This is a genomic window from Streptomyces thermolilacinus SPC6 (assembly GCF_000478605.2).
GTDB lineage: Bacteria > Actinomycetota > Actinomycetes > Streptomycetales > Streptomycetaceae > Streptomyces > Streptomyces thermolilacinus.
This window is the reverse complement of the sequence record NZ_ASHX02000001.1, coordinates 2578902-2599453: the sequence shown is the minus strand read 5'-3', so window position 1 is coordinate 2599453 and position 20552 is coordinate 2578902. Positions and strand designations below refer to the sequence as shown.

The window sequence follows — 20552 nt, the reverse complement described above, 5'->3', positions numbered from 1 at the left end:
AGAATCGTGGAGAATCTGATCGCGCTGCTCGTCGCGGCGCCTCTGCTCGGAGCGGCCGTCCTGCTGTGCGGCGGCCGGCGGCTGGACGGGGCCGGGCACTGGCTCGGCACGCTGCTCGCCGCCGCCTCCTTCGTCGTCGGCGCTGTGCTCTTCGCCGACATGCTGGGCAAGGGCGCGGAGGACCGGGCCCTGCACCAGCACCTGTTCAGCTGGGTCCCGGTCGAGGGCTTCCAGGCGGACATCGCCTTCCAGCTGGACCAGCTGTCGATGACGTTCGTCCTGCTCATCACCGGCGTGGGCACGCTCATCCACGTCTACTCCATCGGCTACATGGAGCACGACGAGCGCCGCCGCCGCTTCTTCGGCTATCTCAACCTGTTCCTCGCGGCGATGCTGCTGCTCGTCCTCGCCGACAACTACCTGCTGCTGTACTTCGGCTGGGAGGGCGTCGGCCTCGCCTCGTACCTGCTGATCGGGTTCTGGCAGCACAAGCCGAGCGCGGCGACCGCCGCGAAGAAGGCGTTCCTCGTCAACCGCGTCGGCGACATCGGCCTGTCCATCGCGATCATGCTGATGTTCACCACGTTCGGGACGTTCGCCTTCGGGCCGGTCCTCGGCGCCACCGGGGAGACCTCGGAGGGCATGCTGACGGCGATCGGGCTGATGCTGCTGCTCGCCGCGTGCGGCAAGTCCGCGCAGGTGCCGCTCCAGTCCTGGCTCGGTGACGCGATGGAGGGCCCGACCCCGGTGTCGGCGCTCATCCACGCGGCGACCATGGTGACCGCGGGCGTGTACCTGATCACCCGCTCCGGCGCCATCTTCAACGCGGCGCCGGACGCGCAGCTCGCCGTCGTGGTCGTCGGCGCGGTCACGCTGCTGTTCGGTGCGATCGTCGGTTGCGCGAAGGACGACATCAAGAAGGCCCTCGCCGGGTCCACGATGTCGCAGATCGGCTACATGATCCTCGCCGCCGGTCTCGGCCCGATCGGCTACGCCTTCGCGATCATGCACCTGGTGACGCACGGCTTCTTCAAGGCCGGGCTGTTCCTCGGCGCCGGTTCGGTCATGCACGGCATGAACGACGAGGTGGACATGCGCAAGTACGGCGGCCTGCGGAAGTACATGCCGGTCACCTTCGTGACGTTCGGCCTCGGCTACCTGGCGATCATCGGCTTCCCCGGCCTGTCGGGCTTCTGGTCCAAGGACCGGATCATCGAGGCGGCGTTCGCGAAGGGCGGCACCGAGGGATGGATCCTCGGCGCGGTCACCCTGCTGGGTGCCGGGATCACCGCGTACTACATGACCCGCGTGATGATCATGACGTTCTTCGGGGAGAAGCGCTGGCAGCCCGCGCCCGACCCGGACAAGGCGGCGGGCGTCGAGCCCGGCGCCGAGGCGGCGCCCGGCGAGATGCCGCATCCGCACGAGTCCCCGAAGTCCATGACCGTCCCGATGATCCTGCTCGCGTTCGGCTCGGTCTTCGCGGGCGGCCTGTTCTCGCTGAACAGCGCGTTCGTCAACTGGCTCAAGCCCGTCACGGACTTCGAGCACGGCCACCCGCCGATCAGCGCCGGGGTCGTCACCGCGGCGACGGTCGTCGTCCTGCTGACCGGCGTCGGCATCGCCTACGCGCAGTACGGCCGCAGGCCCGTGCCCGTGGTCGCGCCGCGCGGCTCGCTGCTCACCCGGGCGGCCCGCCGCGACCTCCTCCAGGACGACTTCAACCACGTCGTCCTGGTGCGCGGCGGCGAACACCTCACCCGCTCGCTGGTCTACGTCGACCACTCCCTCGTGGACGGGGTCGTCAACGGCACGGCGGCGGCGATGGGTGGCCTCTCCGGCCGGATGCGCAAGCTCCAGAACGGCTTTGCCCGCTCCTATGCGGTCTCGATGTTCGGAGGTGCTGCGGTGCTGATCGCCGCGACCCTGCTGATGAGGGCGGTGTGACCGCGATGTCCTTTCCCCTCCTGACCGCCACGGCGGCGCTCCCGGCGATCGGCGCCATCGCCACCGCCGCCGTGCCCGCCGCCCGGCGCACCGCCGCGAAGTGGCTGGCCCTGTTGTTCTCGCTGGGCACGCTCGCCCTCGCCGTGGCCGTCCTCGTCCGTTTCGACCCGGGCGGCGAGCGCTACCAGCTCACCGAGTCGCACGCCTGGATCAAGGACTTCGGCGTGCGGTACGAGCTCGGCGTGGACGGCATCGGCGTGGCGCTGCTCGCGCTCACCGCCCTGCTGGTGCCGTTCGTCATCCTCGCCGGATGGCACGACGCCGACCCCCTGGAGACCACGTCGAAGCGCTGGCGGCCCACGCAGGGCTTCTTCGCGCTGATCCTCATGGTCGAGGCGATGGTGATCCTCTCCTTCGAGGCCACCGACGTCTTCCTCTTCTACATCCTCTTCGAGGCCATGCTCATCCCGATGTACTTCCTCATCGGCGGCTTCGGGGACCGCGCCCACGCGGGCGGCGACGACAAGGCGGCCGCCCAGCGGTCGTACGCCGCGGTGAAGTTCCTGCTCTACAACCTCGTCGGCGGGCTCATCATGCTCGCCGCCGTGATCGGGCTGTACGTCGTCGCGGGGAACTTCTCGCTCCCCGACATCGCCGCCGCCCGCGCCAGTGGCGAGCTGGACATGGCGACCAACACGGAGCGGCTGCTGTTCCTCGGCTTCTTCTTCGCGTTCGCCGTGAAGGCCCCGCTGTGGCCGCTGCACACCTGGCTGCCCAACGCGATGGGGGAGGCCACGGCGCCCGTCGCGGTGCTCATCACGGCCGTCGTCGACAAGGTCGGCACGTTCGCGATGCTCCGCTTCTGCCTCGGCCTGTTCCCCGAGGCGTCCCGGTGGGCCACGCCCGCGATCATCGTCCTGGCCCTGGTCAGCATCGTCTACGGGGCGCTGCTCGCCGTCGGCCAGCGGGACATCAAGCGCCTGATCGCGTACGCGTCGATCTCCCACTTCGGCTTCATCATCCTCGGCATCTTCGCGATGACCAGCCAGGGCCAGAGCGGCGCCACGCTGTACATGGTCAACCACGGCATCTCGACGGCCGCGCTGATGCTGGTCGCCGGGTTCCTGATCTCCCGGCGCGGCTCGCGCCTCATCGCGGACTACGGGGGCGTGCAGAAGGTCGCCCCGGTCCTCGCGGGCACGTTCCTCGTCGGCGGTCTGGCCACGCTGTCGCTTCCGGGTCTCGCCCCGTTCGTCAGCGAGTTCCTGGTCCTGGTCGGCACGTTCGCCCGGTACCCGGTCGCCGGGATCGTCGCCACCACCGGCATCGTGCTGGCCGCGCTGTACACGCTGGTGCTGTACCAGCGGACGATGACCGGCCCGGTGAGGGAGGAGGTCCGGGCCATGCCCGACCTGCGGCCGCGCGAACTGGCCGTGATCACCCCGCTGATCGCGCTCCTCCTGTTCCTCGGCGTCTACCCGAAGCCGCTCACCGACATCGTCAACCCGGCGGTGCGGCACACCATGTCCGACGTACAGCAGAAGGACCCCCGGCCCGATGTGGAGGCGGCCAAGTGAGCACTACGGACTTCCACAGCCTGTGGACGACGGCGGCCGAACCGCTCGGCGCGATCCCCGCGCCGAAGATCGAATACGCCCAGCTCGCCCCGGTCCTCATCGTGGTCGGCGCGGCGGTCCTCGGCATCCTGGTCGAGGCCGTCGTCCCGCGCCGCGCCCGGTACGCCACGCAGCTGTTCCTCAGCACCGTGGCGCTCGCCTGCGCGTTCGCCGCGGTCGTGGGCCTCGCCCTCACCGGGCACGGCACGACCAAGGCGCAGATCGCCGCGATGGGCGCCATCGCCGTCGACGGTCCCGCGCTGTTCCTCCAGGGCACGATCCTGCTGACGTCGCTCGTCGCGGTGTTCACCTTCGCCGAGCGGCGCCTCGACCCGGCGCACCACGGCCACCGCGTGGACTCCTTCGCCGCCGAGGCCGCGGCCGTGCCGGGCAGCGACCACGAGAAGGCCGCTGTGAAGGCCGGGTTCACCACCACCGAGGTGTTCCCGCTGGTGCTGTTCGCCATCACGGGCATGCTCGTCTTCCCGGCCGCCAACGACCTGCTGACGCTGTTCATCGCGCTGGAGGTCTTCTCGCTGCCGCTGTACCTGCTGTGCGCCGTCGCCCGCCGCAAGCGGATGCTGTCGCAGGAGGCCGCGGTCAAGTACTTCCTGCTCGGCGCGTTCGCCTCCGCGTTCCTGCTGTTCGGCATCGCCCTGCTGTACGGCTACGCGGGCTCCGTCTCGTACGCCCGGATCGCCGAGGTCGTGGACGGCACGGTCGCCTCGGTGGACCCGGCCCTGGCGGCGACCATGGGCAACGACGTGCTGCTGCTCATCGGCTTCGCGATGCTGCTGATGGGCCTGCTGTTCAAGGTCGGCGCCGTCCCGTTCCACATGTGGACGCCCGACGTCTACCAGGGCGCCCCGACGCCGGTCACGGGCTTCATGGCGGCGGCCACGAAGGTCGCGGCGTTCGGCGCGATGCTGCGGCTGCTGTACGTGGTCCTGCCGGGGCTGCGGTGGGACTGGCGGCCCGTCATGTGGGGCGTCGCCATCCTCACGATGCTGGCCGGCGCGATCGTCGCGATCACGCAGACCGACATCAAGCGGCTCCTCGCCTACTCGTCCATCGCGCACGCGGGCTTCATCCTGGCCGGTGTGATCGCCGCGACCCCGTCCGGCGTCTCGTCCACGCTGTTCTACCTGGCGGCGTACTCCTTCGTGACGGTCGGCGCGTTCGCGGTGGTCACGCTGGTGCGCGACGCGGGCGGCGAGGCGACGCACCTGTCCAAGTGGGCGGGGCTCGGGCGGCGTTCGCCGCTGGTGGCGGCCATTTTCGCGGTGTTCCTGCTGGCCTTCGCCGGTATCCCGCTGACCTCCGGCTTCTCCGGCAAGTTCGCCGTGTTCAAGGCCGCGGCCGAGGGCGGCGCGGGGGCGCTGGTGGTGGTCGGTGTGATCGCCTCGGCCATCGCCGCGTTCTTCTACATCCGGGTGATCGTGCTGATGTTCTTCAGCGAGCCGCACCCGGAGGGCCCGACCGTGGCCGTGCCGTCGCCGCTGACGATGACGGCGATCGGCGTGGGCGTCGCGGTGACGGTGGTCCTGGGCCTCGCCCCGCAGTACTTCCTGGACCTCGCGGGCCAGGCGGGGGTGTTCGTCCGGTAGGGGCGGGGCCCCGGGGCCGTACGGAAGGACGTACGGGCGGCGGGGCGGGAGCCGTACGGCCGGGCGGGGCGCACAGGGTGCGCCCCGCCCGGCCGTTGCGGTGCCCGGCCGCCGGAGGTCCCGGCGGTTCGGCGGTCCTGTGCGGCCCCGCCGGTCAGTCCTCCGAGGGGCAGCGGACGTCCGGGTTCCACTCGTGGAACATGCCCTTCGGGTTGGGCTTGTGCAGCCAGACGTGCAGGTCGTAGTGGTCCTTCACGCCCGCATCGGCACCGGACGACGGGCCGAGGAAGGGCTGCCCGAACATCGTCGGCCGGTCGTCGTCGGTCGTCAGGTCCTGGTCGGCGTCCTCGACGAACCACTCCACCCCGACCAGCCGCATCGTCCCGTCGTCGGCCTTCTCGTACATGAGGGCGGCGGGCTTCGCCGGGTCGGTGAGGTTGTTGTACGCCGTGTTGACGTAGTGGTAACCCATGGCGCCCTCGCCGGGGCGGGCGATGCAGCCGCGCATCGGCAGATAGCCGTCCTCCAGGGCCTGGTCGAGCCGGTGGTACTTGAGCGTGGCGGCGTACGCGGTCACCAGGTCCGCGCGGACGGTGGCGTCGTCCTCCTGGGCGGCGGCCGCGGGCGCCGCCGGTCCCGCCAGCAGCGCGAGGGGGACGAGGGCGGCGACGGCGACGGCGGATACGGGCCCTTTCGGCTTCATGCGGTGCTCCTCGTGGGGCGGTGGACGGGCGCCGGGTACGCGCGCCCGGCGGGACGCGGGCCGCCGGGCGCGGGTCGGCCCCGGCGGGATGCGGGCGGGCGCTCCCCTCGCGCCGCCTCCCAGCAGCTTCCGCCGCCCCGCCAGGGGCCGCACCCGGAGTCGGCCATCGGGCGGAAAGCGCACTGTCCCGCGGCACGCGCCCGTGGCACCGTACGTAACCGGTACGGACCAGCCGCCGGACCGCACCCGACCCCGCGCGGGCCCCGGCGGCACGACCACGGCGGCAAGGCATGGCGGCGGGACCACGGCGGAGCGAGGAAGGGCGCGGCGACGATGCGCGGCACCACGGTGTTACCCGGGGAGAACGACACGGCCGGACGGCCGGGGGCGCTGCCGATGCACCGCCTGGAAATCCCCATGCCCGACGCCGTGCCGTTCGCGATCGGCACGTTCGACACGATCGGCCCCATGGCCCGCGCGGCCTTCCCGCACCGCCACACCTTCTACGAGATCGTCCATGTCACCCGGGGGCGCGGCACCCATGTCACCGACCTCGCCCACTGGCCGCTGAACCCGCCCCACCTGGGCTTCCTCGTCCCCGGCCAGGTGCACCACTGGGAGGACGCGGCCGGGGTGGACGGCTCCGTCGTGCTGTTCACCGAGGACTTCCTGCTCGACCACCCCGGCGACCGTGCCCTGCTGCGGCTCCTCGCCGAGCGCCCCTGGCCCACCCTCGACGCGTCGGCCGCCGCCCGGGCCGAGCGGCTGCTCGCCGACCTCCACGACGAGTACGAGCGCGACGGCCAGGGGTGCCCGTCCGTCCTGCGCGCGCTGCTGCACGTCCTCGTCGTCCGCGCGGCCCGCCTGTACGGCATCGGGGCGGGGGCCGACGGAAGGGCGCCGGGGGCCCGGCCGGGCGCCGTGGCCGAGGAGTTCACGCGGCTGATCGGGCGCGGCGAGCCGGCCCTGTGGTCGGTACGGGCGTGCGCGGCGCGCATCGGGGTCACCCCGGGCCACCTCACCGACGCCGTCAAGGCCGCGACCGGCCGTACTCCGGGCCAGCTCGTCCGCGAGGCCCGCGCGCACGAGGCGAAACGGCTGCTCGCCCGCACCGACCTGACCGTCCGGCAGGTCGCGGGCCGGGTCGGCTTCGACGACGCCGCGTACTTCTGCCGCTTCTTCCGCCGCGAGACCGGCGTGAGCCCCGGCGACTTCCGGCGCGGCTCCGAGGTGCGAGGGCCTTCCGCGGTGTGAGGGCCTTCGGCCGTGCGAGGGCCTTCGGCCGAGCGCGCACGGGGAGCGGGCCGGGGCGGGGAGGAAGGCGCGGGGGACGGCGCCCGCGTTATTCACCACGACGACCGGGTCCAGTCCATCGCCCGCCCGCGAGGGGGTGCGTAGGTTCGGTGGCGTTCCCCTGACCCCCCTCTCCCCCACGAGGAGCAGGCATGGACGACCACGACGAGCCCGGGACCGCCCGCCCGTCCCGCAAGACCGTGCTGCGCGCCGCGCTGGCGGCAGGCGCCGCCGCACCCGCGCTGCTCCTGGGCGTACCGGCGCTGGCCCGCACGCGCACCGCGTCCCCCGGCACGTCCCTGGAGCCGACGCCCACCTGCGACGACGGCGACGACCCGACGCCGCCGCAGATGGAGGGCCCGTACTTCAAGCCCAACTCGCCCCGCCGGACCTCGCTGCTGGAGGCGGGCACCCCGGGGGTGCGGCTCACCGTGTCCGGGTACGTCTTCGGGCGCGGCTGCCAGCCCATACCGGGGGTGCTGCTGGACTTCTGGCAGGCCGACAACAACGGCGCGTACGACAACACGGGGTTCCGCTTCCGCGGCCACCAGTTCACCGACGCGCGGGGCGCCTTCCAGCTCACGACGATCGTGCCGGGCCTGTACCCGGGCCGCACCCGGCACATCCACGTCAAGGCGCAGGCGCCGGGGCGCCCGGTCCTGACCACGCAGCTGTACTTCCCGAACGAGCCGCGCAACGCGACGGACGCGCTGTTCGATCCGCGCCTGCTGATGACGGTGCGGGACGCGGGCGGCGCCCGGGAGGCGGCGTTCGACTTCGTGCTGGACGTGACGCAGTCGCCCGGCCCGAGCCCCACCCCGACGACCCCGCCGCCCGGCGGCGGCACCTGGACGGCGGGCACGGTCTACCGGGCGGGCGACCGGGTCACGTACGGCGGGCGCGGCTACGTGTGCCTCCAGGCGCACACCGCGCAGCCCGGCTGGGAGCCGCCGAACGCGCCCGCGCTGTGGCGGGCCGGATGACCGCGCCCGCGTCGCGGCGCGCCTAGTGACCACCGTGTGGTGCGGCTGACCCGGAGGGGGAGCCGCACGGCCCGGCACCCGGAGCCGGGGTGCCGGGCCCTCGCCGCGGCGGCCGGCCCGAAAGGAGACGGGCCGGCCGCCGCGGCGCCCGGCCGTCGGGCGGGGGTCAGATTGCCGGAACGATCCGCCCCGTGACCTCGCCCAGGCCGACCTTCACGCCGTCCGGTCCTGGCGCCCACGCGGTCAGCGTGACCTCGTCGCCGTCCTCCAGGAACGTCCGCTTGCCGGTCGACAGGTCGAGCGCGTCCCGCCCGTTCCACGTCAGCTCCAGCAGCGAGCCGCGCTGGTGGACCTCGGGCCCGCTGACCGTGCCGGAGCCGTACAGGTCGCCGGTGCGCAGGGAGGCGCCGTTGACGGTCATGTGCGCGAGCTGCTGCGCGGCCGTCCAGTACATGCTGGAGAACGGCGGCTCGGCCACGATCTCGCCGTTGATCTTCACGGTGATGTGCAGCTCGTACCCGCCCGGCTCCTCCTCGCCCGAGTCGTCCAGGTACGGCAGCAGCGGGAGGTCACGGGCCGGCGGGGCCACGCGGGCCGCGTCCAGCGCCTCCAGCGGCGTCACCCACGCCGACACGGACGTCGCGAACGACTTGCCCAGGAACGGGCCCAGCGGCACGTACTCCCACGCCTGGATGTCGCGCGCCGACCAGTCGTTGAGGAGGGTCAGGCCGAAGACGTGCTCGCGGTAGTCGCCGAGCGCGACCGGGCGGCCCTGTTCGGACGGCGTGCCGACGACGAAGCCGACCTCCGCCTCGATGTCCAGCTTCGTCGAGGGCCCGAAGACCGGCGCCGGGTCGGCCGGGGCCTTGCGCTGCCCGGAGGGGCGCACCACGTCCGTGCCGGACACGACGACGGTGCCGGAGCGGCCGTGGTAACCGATGGGCAGGTGCTTCCAGTTGGGCGTGAGCGGCTCGCCGTCCGGGCGGAACATCCGGCCCACGTTGGAAGCGTGGTGCTCGCTCGCGTAGAAGTCGACGTAGTCGGCCACCTCGTACGGCAGGTGCGGCGTCACCGCGTCCAGCGGGTGCAGCAGCGGCTCGACGTCCGCGCGGTGCGCGGGCGACGTCAGCCACGCCGTCAGCGCCCTGCGCACATCGCGCCACACCGTGCGCCCCGCCGCCATCAGCGGGTTGAGCGACGGCTGGGCGAGCAGGCTCGCGTACGGCGAGCCGAGCGCGTGCGCGGCCGCCCCGGCGTCCAGGACGTGGCCGCCGATCCGGACGCCCACCCTGCGGCGGTCGGGTTCACCGGCGGTCGAGAACACGCCGTACGGGAGGTTGTGCGGGCCGAAGGGATCCCCCTCGGCCAGGTCGAGCGGGCTCGGTTCGGGCTGCTCGGGCATCGGTGCTTGCCTCGCTTTCCACGTGTGTGGGGGACACGTTACGACCGTCGCGCGCCCTTCTCCCAGGTGCGGTCGGCGAGGGCCGGTCCGGTGAGGGCCGGGACGGAGCCGTACGCCTCCGGAAGGGGCCGTCCGGAGGCGGTCGCCCGGAGGCGCGGCGGGCGGGTACCGAGCGGGAGCGGGACGGGAACGTGCGTGTGATCCCGCTCATACGGAGGGTGTCCCCGGACGCTCCCGGCAGTCCTCGTCGGCCGGTGGGTTCCGGCCGAACACGCCGGTCATGAACATTCCCGGGTGGCGGGAAGGTGCCCACGGCGATCCAAATGGGACCGGATACGCTGACGTGAGTGAATCCAGCGACACATCGACAATCCGTGTGATCGTCCGCAGACAGGAGACCCCCTCGTGACCGCAGTCGGGCCGTTCGGGCTGAGCGTGCGGGACCAGGCTCTCGAAGCCGATGTCCAGACCGGGCTGGCGGCTGTCGAGGCCGGGCTGCTCGACGCCACCAAGAGCGACGTGCCGTTCATCACGGAGGCGGCGCAGCACCTGGTGCGGGCGGGCGGCAAGCGGTTCCGGCCGCTCCTCGTGATGCTCGCCGCGCAGTTCGGCGACCCGCACGCGCCCGGCGTCGTCCCGGCGGCCGTGGTGGTCGAGCTCACCCATCTCGCCACGCTGTACCACGACGACGTGATGGACGAGGCGCTGGTGCGGCGCGGCGTGGACAGCGCCAACACGCGCTGGGGCAACTCCGTCGCCGTCCTCACGGGCGACTTCCTCTTCGCGCGCGCCTCGCACATCCTCGCCGACCTCGGCCCCGAGGCGGTGCGCATCCAGGCGGAGGCGTTCGAACGGCTGGTCACCGGCCAGATCCTGGAGACCGCGGGCCCCCGCGACGGGAACGACCCGGTTGAGCACTACCTGGACGTCATCGCGGGGAAGACCGGCTCGCTGGTCGCCGTCTCCGGCCGCTTCGGCGCGATGATGGCGGGCGCCGGGGAGCGGTTCACCGAGGTCCTCACCCAGTACGGGGAGCGGCTCGGCGTCGCGTTCCAGCTGGCCGACGACGTGCTGGACATCGCCTCCGACTCCCACGAGTCCGGCAAGACGCCCGGCACGGACCTGCGCGAGGGCATCGCCACCCTGCCGGTCCTCCACCTGCGCGCCCTGGCCGAGCAGCACGGGCGGGCCGAGGACGTGGAGCTGGCCGGGCTGCTGGAGGGCGACCTGTCGGACGACGCGCGCCACGCCGAGGTGCTGCGGCGGCTGCGCGTCCACCCCGCGCTGGAGCTGGCCCGCCGCGACACGGTGCGGTACGCGCAGGAGGCGCGGGCGATGCTGGACCCGCTGCCGGACGGGTACGCGAAGGCGGCGCTGGCCGAGCTGTGCGACCTCGTGGTGCACCGGGCGGGCTGAACCGGCCGTCGTATGGGGGAAGTCCCTGAGGCCGGGTCATCCCAGAGAGGTACGGCCGGTTGAGTCCGGGGTCTGACGCTTTTTCCGCGCCGTGCGGGTGGAATGGGACCACCAGACCACGGAGGTAGAGCGGACATGGCACCGAACGTACCGAACGACAGCGACGCACAGACCCCGCGGCCCGCGCGCCGGACAGTGGCGCGGTACGCGGTCCCGGTCGCGGTGGCGGGGGTGGCGGCGGCGACCATCGGGCTCGTCCCGGCGCTCGCGGCCGCCGGTGACCCGGACCTGCCGAAGATCACCGCGCAGCAGCTCGTCGAGAAGATCGCCGCGGCGGACACGCAGCAGGTGTCCGGCACGGTGAAGATCACCACGGACCTGGGGCTGCCCTCGATCGCGGGCCTCGGCGACCTCATGGGCGGCGACGCCGCCGCGAAGTCCGCCGACGCGCAGCTGATGCGGTTCGCGTCCGGCACGCACACGCTGAAGGTCGCCGCGGACGGCCCGGACCGGCAGCGGCTGACCGTCCAGGACGGCGACGACGAGTACACCCTCGTGCGCAACGGCGACCAGGCGTGGGCGTACGACAGCGAGTCCGGCGAGGTCCACCACGAGAAGGGCCTGGACACGGGGGCGGGGGAGCGGGGCGCCGACGAGGAGGCCGGCCTGCCGCCGGTCACGCCGGAGGAGCTCGCGGCGCAGGCGCTGGCGGCGGTCGACGGGACGACGTCGGTCACCGTGGAGGGCACGGCGCGGGTCGCCGGGCGCGACGCCTACCAGCTGGTCGTGAAGCCCGAGCAGAGCGGCTCCACCATCGGCTCGGTGAAGGTCGCGGTGGACGCGGAGAACGGCGTGCCGCTGAAGTTCACGCTCATCCCGAGCAGCGGGGGCGCGGCCGCGGTGGACGTCGGCTTCACCAAGGTGGACTTCGGGAAGCCCGCCGCGTCCGAGTTCACCTTCACACCGCCGAAGGGCGCCAAGGTCGTCGAGGGCGACGGCGGGAAGCCCGGTGGGGCGGCCGCCGAGCTGAAGGAGAAGGACCGCAAGGCCCTGGAGAAGGAGCTCAAGGACCTGGAGGGACTGGAGGGGGCAGCGGACGGCGAGCGTGGCGTGAACGTGATCGGCGAGGGCTGGACCACGGTGGTCGAGCTCGCCGGCCCCGGCGCTCCGGCGGACGCTCCCAAGGGCGGTGCCAAGCCGGAGGACCTGCCCGAGGAGGCCCAGCAGTTCCTGGACGGACTGGGCACGCGGGTCAGCGGGGAGTTCGGGTCGGGCATGGTCTTCAAGACCCGCCTGGTCAACGCCCTCATGACCGACGACGGCCGGGTGTACGTCGGCGCGGTGACCGAGAAGGCGCTGGTCGCGGCGGCGAACGACGCGGCGAAGTAGCCCGCACGGGCCTCGGCGGCCGCGGCGCCGGCCGGGGCCCGTACGTCGCCCGCCGGGGCAGGTACGCGCGCCGGGGCCCGCAGCGGCCCGCGCGCCGGGGCCCACGGCCTGACGACAGCGGTGGGCCCCGTCACGTACCCGGTTCTCAGAACGTCAGCGAGAAGCTGTTGATGTAGCCCGTGTCGTACCGCGCCACGTCCTGGACCCGCAGCAGCCAGGTGCCGTTGGCGGCCTCGACGGAGGCGTCCACCGTGTACGTCTCGCGGACGTTGTCGGCCGAGTCGCCGCCGCTGGAGTTCTTCAGGCGGTACGCGGTGCCGTCCGGGGCGACGAGGTCGATGACGAGGTCGCCGCGCCAGGTGTGGACGATGTCCACGCCGACCCGCAGCGCGGCAGGGGCGTTGCCGGTGCGGCCGCTGACGGTGACGGGCGAGGTGACGGCCGCGCCGCCGTCGGGGATCGGCACGTCGCTCGTGTTCTGGTACGTGTCACCGGCCGGCGGCTCGGTCGTCCCGGCGGACAGGGTCCACACGGCGTGCGCGAGGGCGTCGCTGTTGCGGTCCAGGGCCGTGTCGTTGATGTTGGACGTCGTGTCGCACGACGAGTGGTAGCAGCGGTCGAAGGCCTGCCCGGCCGTGCCGCCCCACTTCTGCGCCTGGGCGCTGGTCTTCGTACGGCTGGCGCCGGTGAACAGCCCGCCGACCGGGACGCCGACGTTCTTGAACGAGGCGTGGTCGGAGCGCCCGTCGCCCTCGGTCTCGATCTCCGTGGGGACGCCGAGGCCCGCGAAGTAGTCCTTGAAGGTCTTCTCGATGACCGGGTCGTCGTCGTAGACGAAGTAGCCCGCGTTGGGCGAGCCGATCATGTCGAAGTTCATGTAGCCGCTGAGCTTGGAACGCTCGGTGGCCGGCAGGTTCGCCACGTAGTACTTGGAGCCGACGAGGCCCAGCTCCTCGGCGCCCCACCAGGCGAACCGCAGGTGCTTGGCGGGCTTGAGCCCGGCGCGGGACACGGCGAGCGCGCTCTCCAGGACGGCGGCGGAGCCGGAGCCGTTGTCGTTGATGCCCGGCCCGGAGGAGACGGAGTCCAGGTGGGCGCCGGCCATGAGGACCTGGTTCGGGTCGCCGCCCGGCCAGTCGGCGATCAGGTTGTAGCCGACCGCGCTGTTGGACGTGAACTGCTGGACGCTGGTGGTGAATCCGGCGGCGTCCAGCTTGGCCTTCACGTAGTCGATCGACGCCTTGTAGCCGGGGCGGCCGTGGGCGCGGTTGCCGCCGTTGGCGGTGGCGATCGACTGGAGCTGGGTGAGGTGCGCCTTGACGTTGGCCAGCGGGATGTCGGGTGCGGCGGCCGCGGTGCGGGCCGTGGCGGGGGCGGCGGCCGGGGGTGCGGCGGTGGCGGCGGGCGCGGCGGTGGCGAGCAGGCCCGTGAGGGCGAGGACGGCGGCCGCGGCGGTGCGTCTGGGTATGCGGGACACGGAGTGTGTCATGTGGGGGCTCCGGATTCCGTACGGGGATGGGACGGAACGTGCGAGACGCCCCGCGAGGGCTGGTCGCGGGGCGCTGGAGCTGTGGTGCGTGACCGGTGGGCGCGTCGATGAGCGCCCTGCCGTGCGGCATTGAATGTACAGCGACAATTCATTCGCGCGTCAAGGGCGGGTTCCGGTCACCGCAGTCCGCATACCGGGCGGTGCGCGGCTACTGCACGCAGAACTCGTTCCCCTCCGGGTCCGCCATGACGGTCCACCGGCCGCCGGGTTCGTCCACGTCGCGCAGGACGGAGGCGCCCAGCGACTCCAGCCGGGCGACTTCGGCGGCGCGGTCCCGGGCGGGGCCCGCGTGCACGTCGATGTGGAGCCGGTTCTTGGCCGTCTTCGCCTCCGGTACGCGCTGGAACAGCAGGCGGCGGCCGTGTCCGATGCCCGTCGCCTCCTCGTACGGGTCGTCCGGATGGCGGACGGCGGCCAGATCCCGCCAGGCCCGTCGGCCGTGCGCCTCGACGGTCAGTTCGGCCGGGGCGTGTCCGGCGGCGAGGAGGCGCTCGATGAACGCGCCGTTGTCCTCGACCGTGTAGCCCAGGGCGCGCGCCCAGAAGTCGGCCTGCGCGTGCGGATCGGCCGCGTCGATCACAAGCTTCCAGTGGAGTGCTGTCATGTAACTGTTTATAGTGGTTACATGACCGAGCTCGCAACAGGTCTCACCCTGAACACGCAGGAGGGCCGTCCCTACCGCTTCGATCCGGGGGCGCTCTGCCTGGAGCTGCTGCCGACCGGAGGGCCGGGCCCGCTCGCCCGGTACGAGGTGCTGGACACGCCCGAGGGGCTGCACGCCTGGGTCGCCGCCAGCCGCCTCGCCCCCGGGCTGCCGCTCGCCGTCGGTGAGGCCGACCTCCCCGCCGTACGGCGCCTGCGCGACGCGCTGCACGGGCTCGCCGCCGCCCGCGCGCACACGAAGCCGCTGCGGGCCGAGGACGTGGCCGTGGTGAACGAGGCCGCCGCCGGGCCCCCGCTGGCCGAGCGGATGACGGCCGAGGGCGGGCGCGCGTGGGCGCCGGGCGCCACGGTGGCGGGCCTGATGTCCACCGTGGCGCGGGACGCGATAGCCCTGTTCACCGGCCCGTACGGGCATCGCGTCCGCGAGTGCGGCGCCCACGACTGCTACCTGCTGTTCGTCGACACGTCCCGGCCGGGCCGCCGCCGCTGGTGCTCCATGGAGCGGTGCGGCAACCGCCAGAAGGTCCGCGCACACCGAAGCCGTACGGCCTCCTGACGGCGAGCGCCCGGAGTCGTACGGCTTCGTGGTGGTCGGTGCCCGGCGCCTCAGGGGCGGGGCGTCTTCGGAGCGGACGCGGGACCCGCCGCGTCCGCCGCGACCGCGTCCGCGGCCACGGTCTCCGGGGCGACCGCCTCCGGGGCCACCGCGTCGGCCGCGACCGGCTCCGGGGCCTTCGCCGCAGCGCGGGCCGCCAGCCGTACCGCCTCCGCGCGGGTCCGCCGCGCCGTCCGCAGGGCGTCCCAGGTCAGCAGTGTCAGCGCCAGCCACACGAGCGCGAACCCGGCCCACCGCTCCGGCGGCATGGCCTCCCGGAAGTACAGCACCCCCACCAGGAACTGGAACACCGGCGCCAGGTACTGGAGCAGTCCCAGCGTCGAGAGCGGCACCCGGATCGCCGCCGCGCCGAAGCACACCAGCGGCACCGCCGTGACCAGGCCCGTCGAGGCGAGCAGCGCCATGTGCCCCACCCCGGCCGTGCCGAACGCGGCGTCCCCGGTGGAGCCCAGCCACACGAGGTACCCGACGGCCGGCAGGAACAGCATCGCCGTCTCCGCGCCCAGCGACTCCAGACCGCCCAGGTTGACCTTCTTCTTCACCAGCCCGTACGTCGCGAAGGAGAACGCCAGGACCAGCGAGATCCACGGCGGCCTGCCGTACCCGACCGCCAGCACGACCACCGCCGCGAACGCGATGCCGACCGCCGCCCACTGCGCCGAGCGCAGCCGCTCCTTCAGCAGGACGACGCCCATGGCGATGGTGACCAGCGGGTTGATGAAGTACCCGAGCGACGACTCGACGACGTGCCCGGCGTTCACGGCCCAGATGTAGACGCCCCAGTTCAGCGTGATCACCGTGGCCGCGAGCGCTATCAGCCCCAGCTTCCTCGGCTGCCGCAGCAGCTCCGGTATCCACGCCCAGCGCCGGACGACCAGCAGCGCGAGCGCCACGGCCACCAGCGACCACGCCATCCGGTGGGCGAGGATCTCCACCGCGCCCGCCGGTTCCAGCAGGGGCCAGTACAGGGGGAACAGCCCCCAGATGCCGTAGGCCCCGACCCCGTAGAGAAGTCCCGTCCTCTGCTCGCCCCCGCCGCCGCTCCTCGTCGCCACTCGCCGCTCCACTTCCTGTCCCGGACGTCACCGTCCCGCGCCGCGCTGTCCGCTCGACGGTAACGCCGCGCGGGACGGCATGTCATGCCCGTATCGCCATACGGTCATGACGCGTCCGCCACGGGAACCGGCCGCCGGGCGGCATGCGACGAGGCCCGGCCCCGGACCCGCGCGGGGTCCGGGGCCGGGCCTCGGTGAGCCGGTCGTCAGCCGACGGCCGTCCAGGTGTCGCCGTGCGTCAGCCGACGACCGTCCAGGTGTCGCCGCCCGCGAGCAGCGCCGCCAGGTCGCCCTTGCCGCGCTGCTCCACGGCCGTGTCGAGCTGCTCGGCCATGAGCGTGTCGTAGACCGGCCGCTCGACGCTGCGGAAGACGCCGATCGGCGTGTGGTGCAGCGTGTCCGGGTCGGCCAGCCGGGACAGCGCGAACGCGGTGGTCGGCGACGCGGCGTGCGCGTCGTGAACCAGCACCCGCGCCTCGTTCTCCGGCGTCACGGCGACGACCTCCAGGTCACCCGTCGCCGGGTCGCGTACGACGCCCTTCGATCCGTCGGGGCCGAAGCGGATCGGCGCGCCGTGCTCCAGGCGGATCACCGCGCTCTCCGCCCGCTCCTTGTCCTTCAGCGCGTCGAAGGCGCCGTCGTTGAAGATGTTGCAGTTCTGGTAGATCTCCACCAGCGCCGTGCCGGGGTGGTCGGCGGCCTGCCGCAGGACCTCGGTGAGGTGCTTGCGGTCCGAGTCCACGGTCCGGGCGACGAAGCTCGCCTCGGCGCCCAGCGCCAGCGACACCGGGTTGAACGGCGCGTCCAGCGACCCCATCGGCGTCGACTTGGTGATCTTGCCGACCTCGGAGGTGGGGGAGTACTGGCCCTTCGTCAGGCCGTAGATCCGGTTGTTGAACAGCAGGATCTTCAGGTTCACATTGCGCCGCAGCGCGTGGATCAGGTGGTTGCCGCCGATGGACAGCGCGTCGCCGTCACCGGTGACGACCCACACCGACAGGTCGCGCCGGGACGCGGCGAGGCCGGTGGCGATGGCCGGGGCGCGGCCGTGGATGGAGTGCATCCCGTATGTGTTCATGTAGTACGGGAAGCGGGAGGAGCAGCCGATGCCGGAGACGAAGACGATGTTCTCCTTCGCCAGCCCCAGCTCGGGCATGAAGCCCTGCACGGCGGCGAGGACGGCGTAGTCGCCGCAGCCCGGACACCAGCGGACCTCCTGGTCCGACTTGAAGTCCTTCATGGACTGCTTGCCCTCGGCCTTGGGCACCAGGGTCAGGGCTTCACTGGGCATCGATGGCCTCCTTGAGCGCCGCGGCGAGCCGCTCCGCCTTGAACGGCATGCCGTTCACCTGCGTGTGGCTGCGCGCGTCCACCAGGTACTTCGCGCGGATCATCAGGGCGAGCTGCCCGAGGTTCATCTCCGGGACGACGACGGTCTCGTACCGCCTCAGGACCTCGCCCAGGTTCGCCGGGAACGGGTTGAGGTGCCGCAGATGGGCCTGCGCGATCGCGTCTCCGCCCGCGCGCAGACGGCGTACGGCGGCGGTGATCGGCCCGTACGTCGAGCCCCAGCCCAGCACCAGCGTGCGGGCCGAGCCGCCCGGGTCGTCCACCTCCAGGTCCGGGACGGCGATCCCGTCGGTCTTCGCCTGGCGGGTGCGGACCATGAAGTCGTGGTTGGCCGGGTCGTACGAGATGTTGCCCGTGCCGTCCTGCTTCTCGATGCCGCCGATCCGGTGCTCCAGGCCCGGCGTGCCCGGCAGCGCCCACGGGCGGGCCAGGGTCTCCGGGTCCCGCTTGTACGGCCAGAAGACCTCCGTGCCGTCCTCCAGCGTGTGGTTCGGACCCGTCGCGAACGTGACGCCCAGGTCGGGCAGGTCCTCCAGGTCCGGGATGCGCCACGGCTCGGAGCCGTTCGCCAGGTACCCGTCCGACAGGAGGAACACCGGCGTCCGGTACGTGAGCGCGATCCGCGCCGCCTCCAGAGCGGCGTCGAAGCAGTCCGCCGGGGTGCGCGGCGCGACCACCGGCACCGGCGCCTCGCCGTTGCGCCCGTACATCGCCTGGAGCAGGTCGGCCTGCTCCGTCTTGGTCGGCAGGCCCGTCGAGGGGCCGCCGCGCTGGATGTCCACGATCAGCAGCGGCAGCTCCAGGGAGACCGCGAGGCCGATCGTCTCGGACTTCAGCGCCACACCCGGGCCCGATGTGGTCGTCACCGCCAGCGAACCGCCGAACGCCGCGCCCAGCGCCGCGCCGATACCGGCGATCTCGTCCTCCGCCTGGAAGGTCCGCACACCGAAGTTCTTGTGCCGGCTCAGCTCGTGCAGGATGTCCGAGGCCGGGGTGATCGGGTACGAGCCGAGGAACAGCGGCAGGTCCGCCTGGTGCGCGGCCGCGATCAGCCCGTACGACAGGGCCAGGTTCCCGGAGATGTTGCGGTACGTGCCGGGCGGGAACGCGGCGGTGGCCGGGGCGACCTCGTACGAGACGGCGAAGTCCTCCGTCGTCTCGCCGAAGTTCCAGCCCGCGCGGAACGCGGCGACGTTCGCCTCCGCGATCTCCGGCTTCTTGGCGAACTTGCGCCGCAGGAACTGCTCGGTGCCCTCGGTCGGCCGGTGGTACATCCACGACAGCAGGCCGAGCGCGAACATGTTCTTCGACCGCTCCGCCTCCTTGCGGGACAGGCCGAAGTCCTTCAGCGCCTCGATGGTGAGGGTGGTCAGCGGCACCGGGTGGACGCGGTAGCCGTCCAGCGAGCCGTCCTCCAGCGGCGACGTCGCGTAGCCGACCTTCGCCATGGCGCGCTTGGCGAATTCGTCCGTGTTGACGATGATCTCGCCGCCGCGCGGTACGTCGGCGATGTTCGCCTTCAGGGCGGCCGGGTTCATCGCGACCAGCACGTTCGGCGCGTCGCCGGGGGTGAGGATGTCGTGGTCCGCGAAGTGCAGCTGGAACGACGACACACCCGGCAGCGTCCCGGCGGGCGCCCTGATCTCGGCGGGGAAGTTCGGCAGGGTGGACAGGTCGTTGCCGAACGACGCCGTCTCGGACGTGAACCGGTCACCTGTGAGCTGCATGCCGTCACCCGAGTCACCCGCGAAGCGGATGATCACCCGGTCCAGACGGCGGATCTCCTTCTCGGGGACGCGCTGCACGGGAGCGCCATGCGGCGCTTCGTCGTGCCGCGTCTCGGCGTGCCGTGCTTCGGCGTGCCGTGCCCCCTCGCGCTGTTCTCCGTCGCGCTGTTCTCTGACGGGCGCCTCGTCGGCTCCTGGGGCCTCTTGGGCCACACGGGCCTCGCGCGCCGCCTCGCCTGTCTGCTCGGCCGGGCTGCTGACCTGGCTGGTCACTGAACTGGACCTCCCTCGAGACAAGGGGTCTCCCCGCCGTCGGCGGGAGAACGCTCGGAAGACAGCCGGACGACCGGCCGTCCCAAGGCCCACCCTACGTCGGTAAGGGTTCCCTTCCTTGGACAGCTCGCATGCTGGACGTCCTCATGAGACGCCCGTTTGTCCTGGGACATCATGCTTCGTCTCCCCCTGTGTTTCACCGGAACGGCACTCCCGGCCCGGTCTTTGGTCCTAGGCCCCGATCTCCGGATCGGTCCGGGGCCGTCGGCCGGAGGGGACGCCGGTGGATCAGGAGTTCAGGTACGTGAGCACGGCGAGCACCCGGCGGTGATCCCCTTCGCTGGGCGAGAGCCCCAGCTTCAGGAAGATGTTGCTGACGTGCTTCTCGACCGCCCCGTCGCTCACCACCAGCTGCCGCGCGATCGCCGAGTTCGTACGGCCCTCGGCCATCAGACCGAGGACCTCCCGCTCGCGCGGCGTCAGCCCCGTCAGCACGTCCTGCCGACGGCTGCGCCCCAGCAGCTGCGCCACGACCTCCGGGTCCAGCGCCGTGCCGCCCCCGGCGACCCGCACCACCGCGTCCACGAACTCCCGGACGTCCGCGACCCGGTCCTTCAGCAGGTAGCCGACGCCCCGGCTGTTCCCGGCCAGCAGCTCCGTCGCGTACCGCTCCTCGACGTACTGCGACAGCACCAGCACCCCGACGCGCGGATGGTCCTTGCGGAGCCGTACGGCCGCCCTGACGCCCTCGTCCGTGTGGGTCGGCGGCATCCGCACGTCCGCCACGACCACGTCCGGCGGGGTGCCGTCGGCGGCCAGCGCGTCCACCGTCTTGACCAGGGCGTCCGCGTCTCCGACCCCCGCCACGACCTCGTGCCCGCGGTCCGTGAGCAGCCGGGTCAGTCCCTCCCTGAGCAGTACGGAATCCTCCGCGATGACCACCCGCACCCTGTCGTCCACGGC

16 protein-coding genes are annotated in these 20552 nt (G+C 72.6%); 8 read left to right on the top strand and 8 right to left on the bottom strand.

What is annotated here, in order from left to right; all coding sequences use genetic code 11:
• Positions 1 to 6: 6 nt before the first annotated feature.
• The 3 genes from nuoL to nuoN are packed head-to-tail and all read left to right on the top strand — an operon-like array spanning position 7 to position 5170.
• The gene (nuoL, locus tag J116_RS10960; protein ID WP_023587117.1) at positions 7 to 1947 is read left to right on the top strand and encodes an NADH-quinone oxidoreductase subunit L; all 1941 of its coding nucleotides are present in this window, start codon (positions 7 to 9) and stop codon (positions 1945 to 1947) included.
• 5 nt (positions 1948 to 1952) lie between these two features.
• Positions 1953 to 3524 carry an NADH-quinone oxidoreductase subunit M gene (locus J116_RS10955; RefSeq protein ID WP_028963924.1) on the top strand — a complete coding sequence of 524 codons (1572 nt, stop codon included), beginning with the start codon at positions 1953 to 1955 and terminating at the stop codon, positions 3522 to 3524.
• Positions 3521 to 5170 carry an NADH-quinone oxidoreductase subunit NuoN gene (nuoN, locus tag J116_RS10950; protein WP_023587115.1) on the top strand — a complete coding sequence of 550 codons (1650 nt, stop codon included), beginning with the start codon at positions 3521 to 3523 and terminating at the stop codon, positions 5168 to 5170. The genes J116_RS10955 and nuoN overlap by 4 nt, the downstream gene beginning before the upstream one ends.
• A 154-nt stretch (positions 5171 to 5324) precedes the next feature.
• On the opposite strand, the gene J116_RS10945 is transcribed toward nuoN, so the two are convergent.
• Entirely contained in the window at positions 5325 to 5873 is a 549-nt protein-coding gene (locus J116_RS10945; RefSeq protein WP_037946621.1) for a hypothetical protein, read from the bottom strand.
• Between the two features lie 333 nt (positions 5874 to 6206).
• On the opposite strand from J116_RS10945, the gene J116_RS10940 reads away from it, so the two are divergent.
• Both J116_RS10940 and J116_RS10935 read left to right on the top strand, forming a co-directional pair.
• On the top strand, positions 6207 to 7127 hold the full coding sequence (locus J116_RS10940; protein ID WP_023587114.1) for a helix-turn-helix transcriptional regulator: 921 nt from the start codon (positions 6207 to 6209) through the stop codon (positions 7125 to 7127).
• 191 nt (positions 7128 to 7318) lie between these two features.
• Entirely contained in the window at positions 7319 to 8149 is an 831-nt protein-coding gene (locus J116_RS10935) for a dioxygenase family protein (RefSeq protein ID WP_023587113.1), read from the top strand.
• A gap of 166 nt (positions 8150 to 8315) precedes the next feature.
• On the opposite strand, the gene fahA is transcribed toward J116_RS10935, so the two are convergent.
• Positions 8316 to 9551, bottom strand: a complete 1236-nt coding sequence (gene fahA / locus J116_RS10930; RefSeq protein ID WP_023587112.1) for a fumarylacetoacetase — start codon at positions 9549 to 9551, stop codon at positions 8316 to 8318.
• A 405-nt stretch (positions 9552 to 9956) separates the two neighbouring features.
• Here fahA and J116_RS10925 point away from each other — a divergent pair, with 405 nt between their 5' ends.
• Complete coding sequence (locus J116_RS10925) at positions 9957 to 10967, top strand: polyprenyl synthetase family protein (RefSeq protein ID WP_023587111.1); 1011 nt, start codon at positions 9957 to 9959, stop codon at positions 10965 to 10967.
• Positions 10968 to 11102: 135 nt separating this feature from the next.
• Entirely contained in the window at positions 11103 to 12356 is a 1254-nt protein-coding gene (locus J116_RS10920; protein WP_023587110.1) for a LolA family protein, read from the top strand.
• 145 nt (positions 12357 to 12501) lie between these two features.
• Here the strand turns inward: J116_RS10920 and J116_RS10915 are convergent, their stop codons facing one another.
• Both J116_RS10915 and J116_RS10910 read right to left on the bottom strand, forming a co-directional pair.
• Positions 12502 to 13845 carry a M28 family metallopeptidase gene (locus tag J116_RS10915; RefSeq protein ID WP_023587109.1) on the bottom strand — a complete coding sequence of 448 codons (1344 nt, stop codon included), beginning with the start codon at positions 13843 to 13845 and terminating at the stop codon, positions 12502 to 12504.
• Between the two features lie 208 nt (positions 13846 to 14053).
• Positions 14054 to 14509 carry a VOC family protein gene (locus J116_RS10910; RefSeq protein WP_028963923.1) on the bottom strand — a complete coding sequence of 152 codons (456 nt, stop codon included), beginning with the start codon at positions 14507 to 14509 and terminating at the stop codon, positions 14054 to 14056.
• 21 nt (positions 14510 to 14530) lie between these two features.
• On the opposite strand from J116_RS10910, the gene J116_RS10905 reads away from it, so the two are divergent.
• Entirely contained in the window at positions 14531 to 15124 is a 594-nt protein-coding gene (locus J116_RS10905) for a CGNR zinc finger domain-containing protein (RefSeq protein WP_023587107.1), read from the top strand.
• 50 nt (positions 15125 to 15174) lie between these two features.
• On the opposite strand, the gene rarD is transcribed toward J116_RS10905, so the two are convergent.
• From rarD to J116_RS10880, 4 genes are all read right to left on the bottom strand, one after another.
• Entirely contained in the window at positions 15175 to 16239 is a 1065-nt protein-coding gene (gene rarD / locus J116_RS10900) for an EamA family transporter RarD (RefSeq protein WP_023587106.1), read from the bottom strand.
• Between the two features lie 238 nt (positions 16240 to 16477).
• Positions 16478 to 17530, bottom strand: coding sequence for a 2-oxoacid:ferredoxin oxidoreductase subunit beta (locus J116_RS10895; protein WP_023587105.1), 1053 nt, complete (start codon positions 17528 to 17530; stop codon positions 16478 to 16480).
• A complete protein-coding gene (locus J116_RS10890) occupies positions 17520 to 19589 on the bottom strand; it encodes a 2-oxoacid:acceptor oxidoreductase subunit alpha (protein ID WP_023587104.1) in 2070 nt (689 codons plus the stop codon). Before J116_RS10890 ends, J116_RS10895 begins: the two co-directional genes overlap by 11 nt.
• A 288-nt stretch (positions 19590 to 19877) precedes the next feature.
• Positions 19878 to 20537 carry a response regulator transcription factor gene (locus J116_RS10880; RefSeq protein ID WP_317135534.1) on the bottom strand — a complete coding sequence of 220 codons (660 nt, stop codon included), beginning with the start codon at positions 20535 to 20537 and terminating at the stop codon, positions 19878 to 19880.
• Positions 20538 to 20552: the final 15 nt, after the last annotated feature.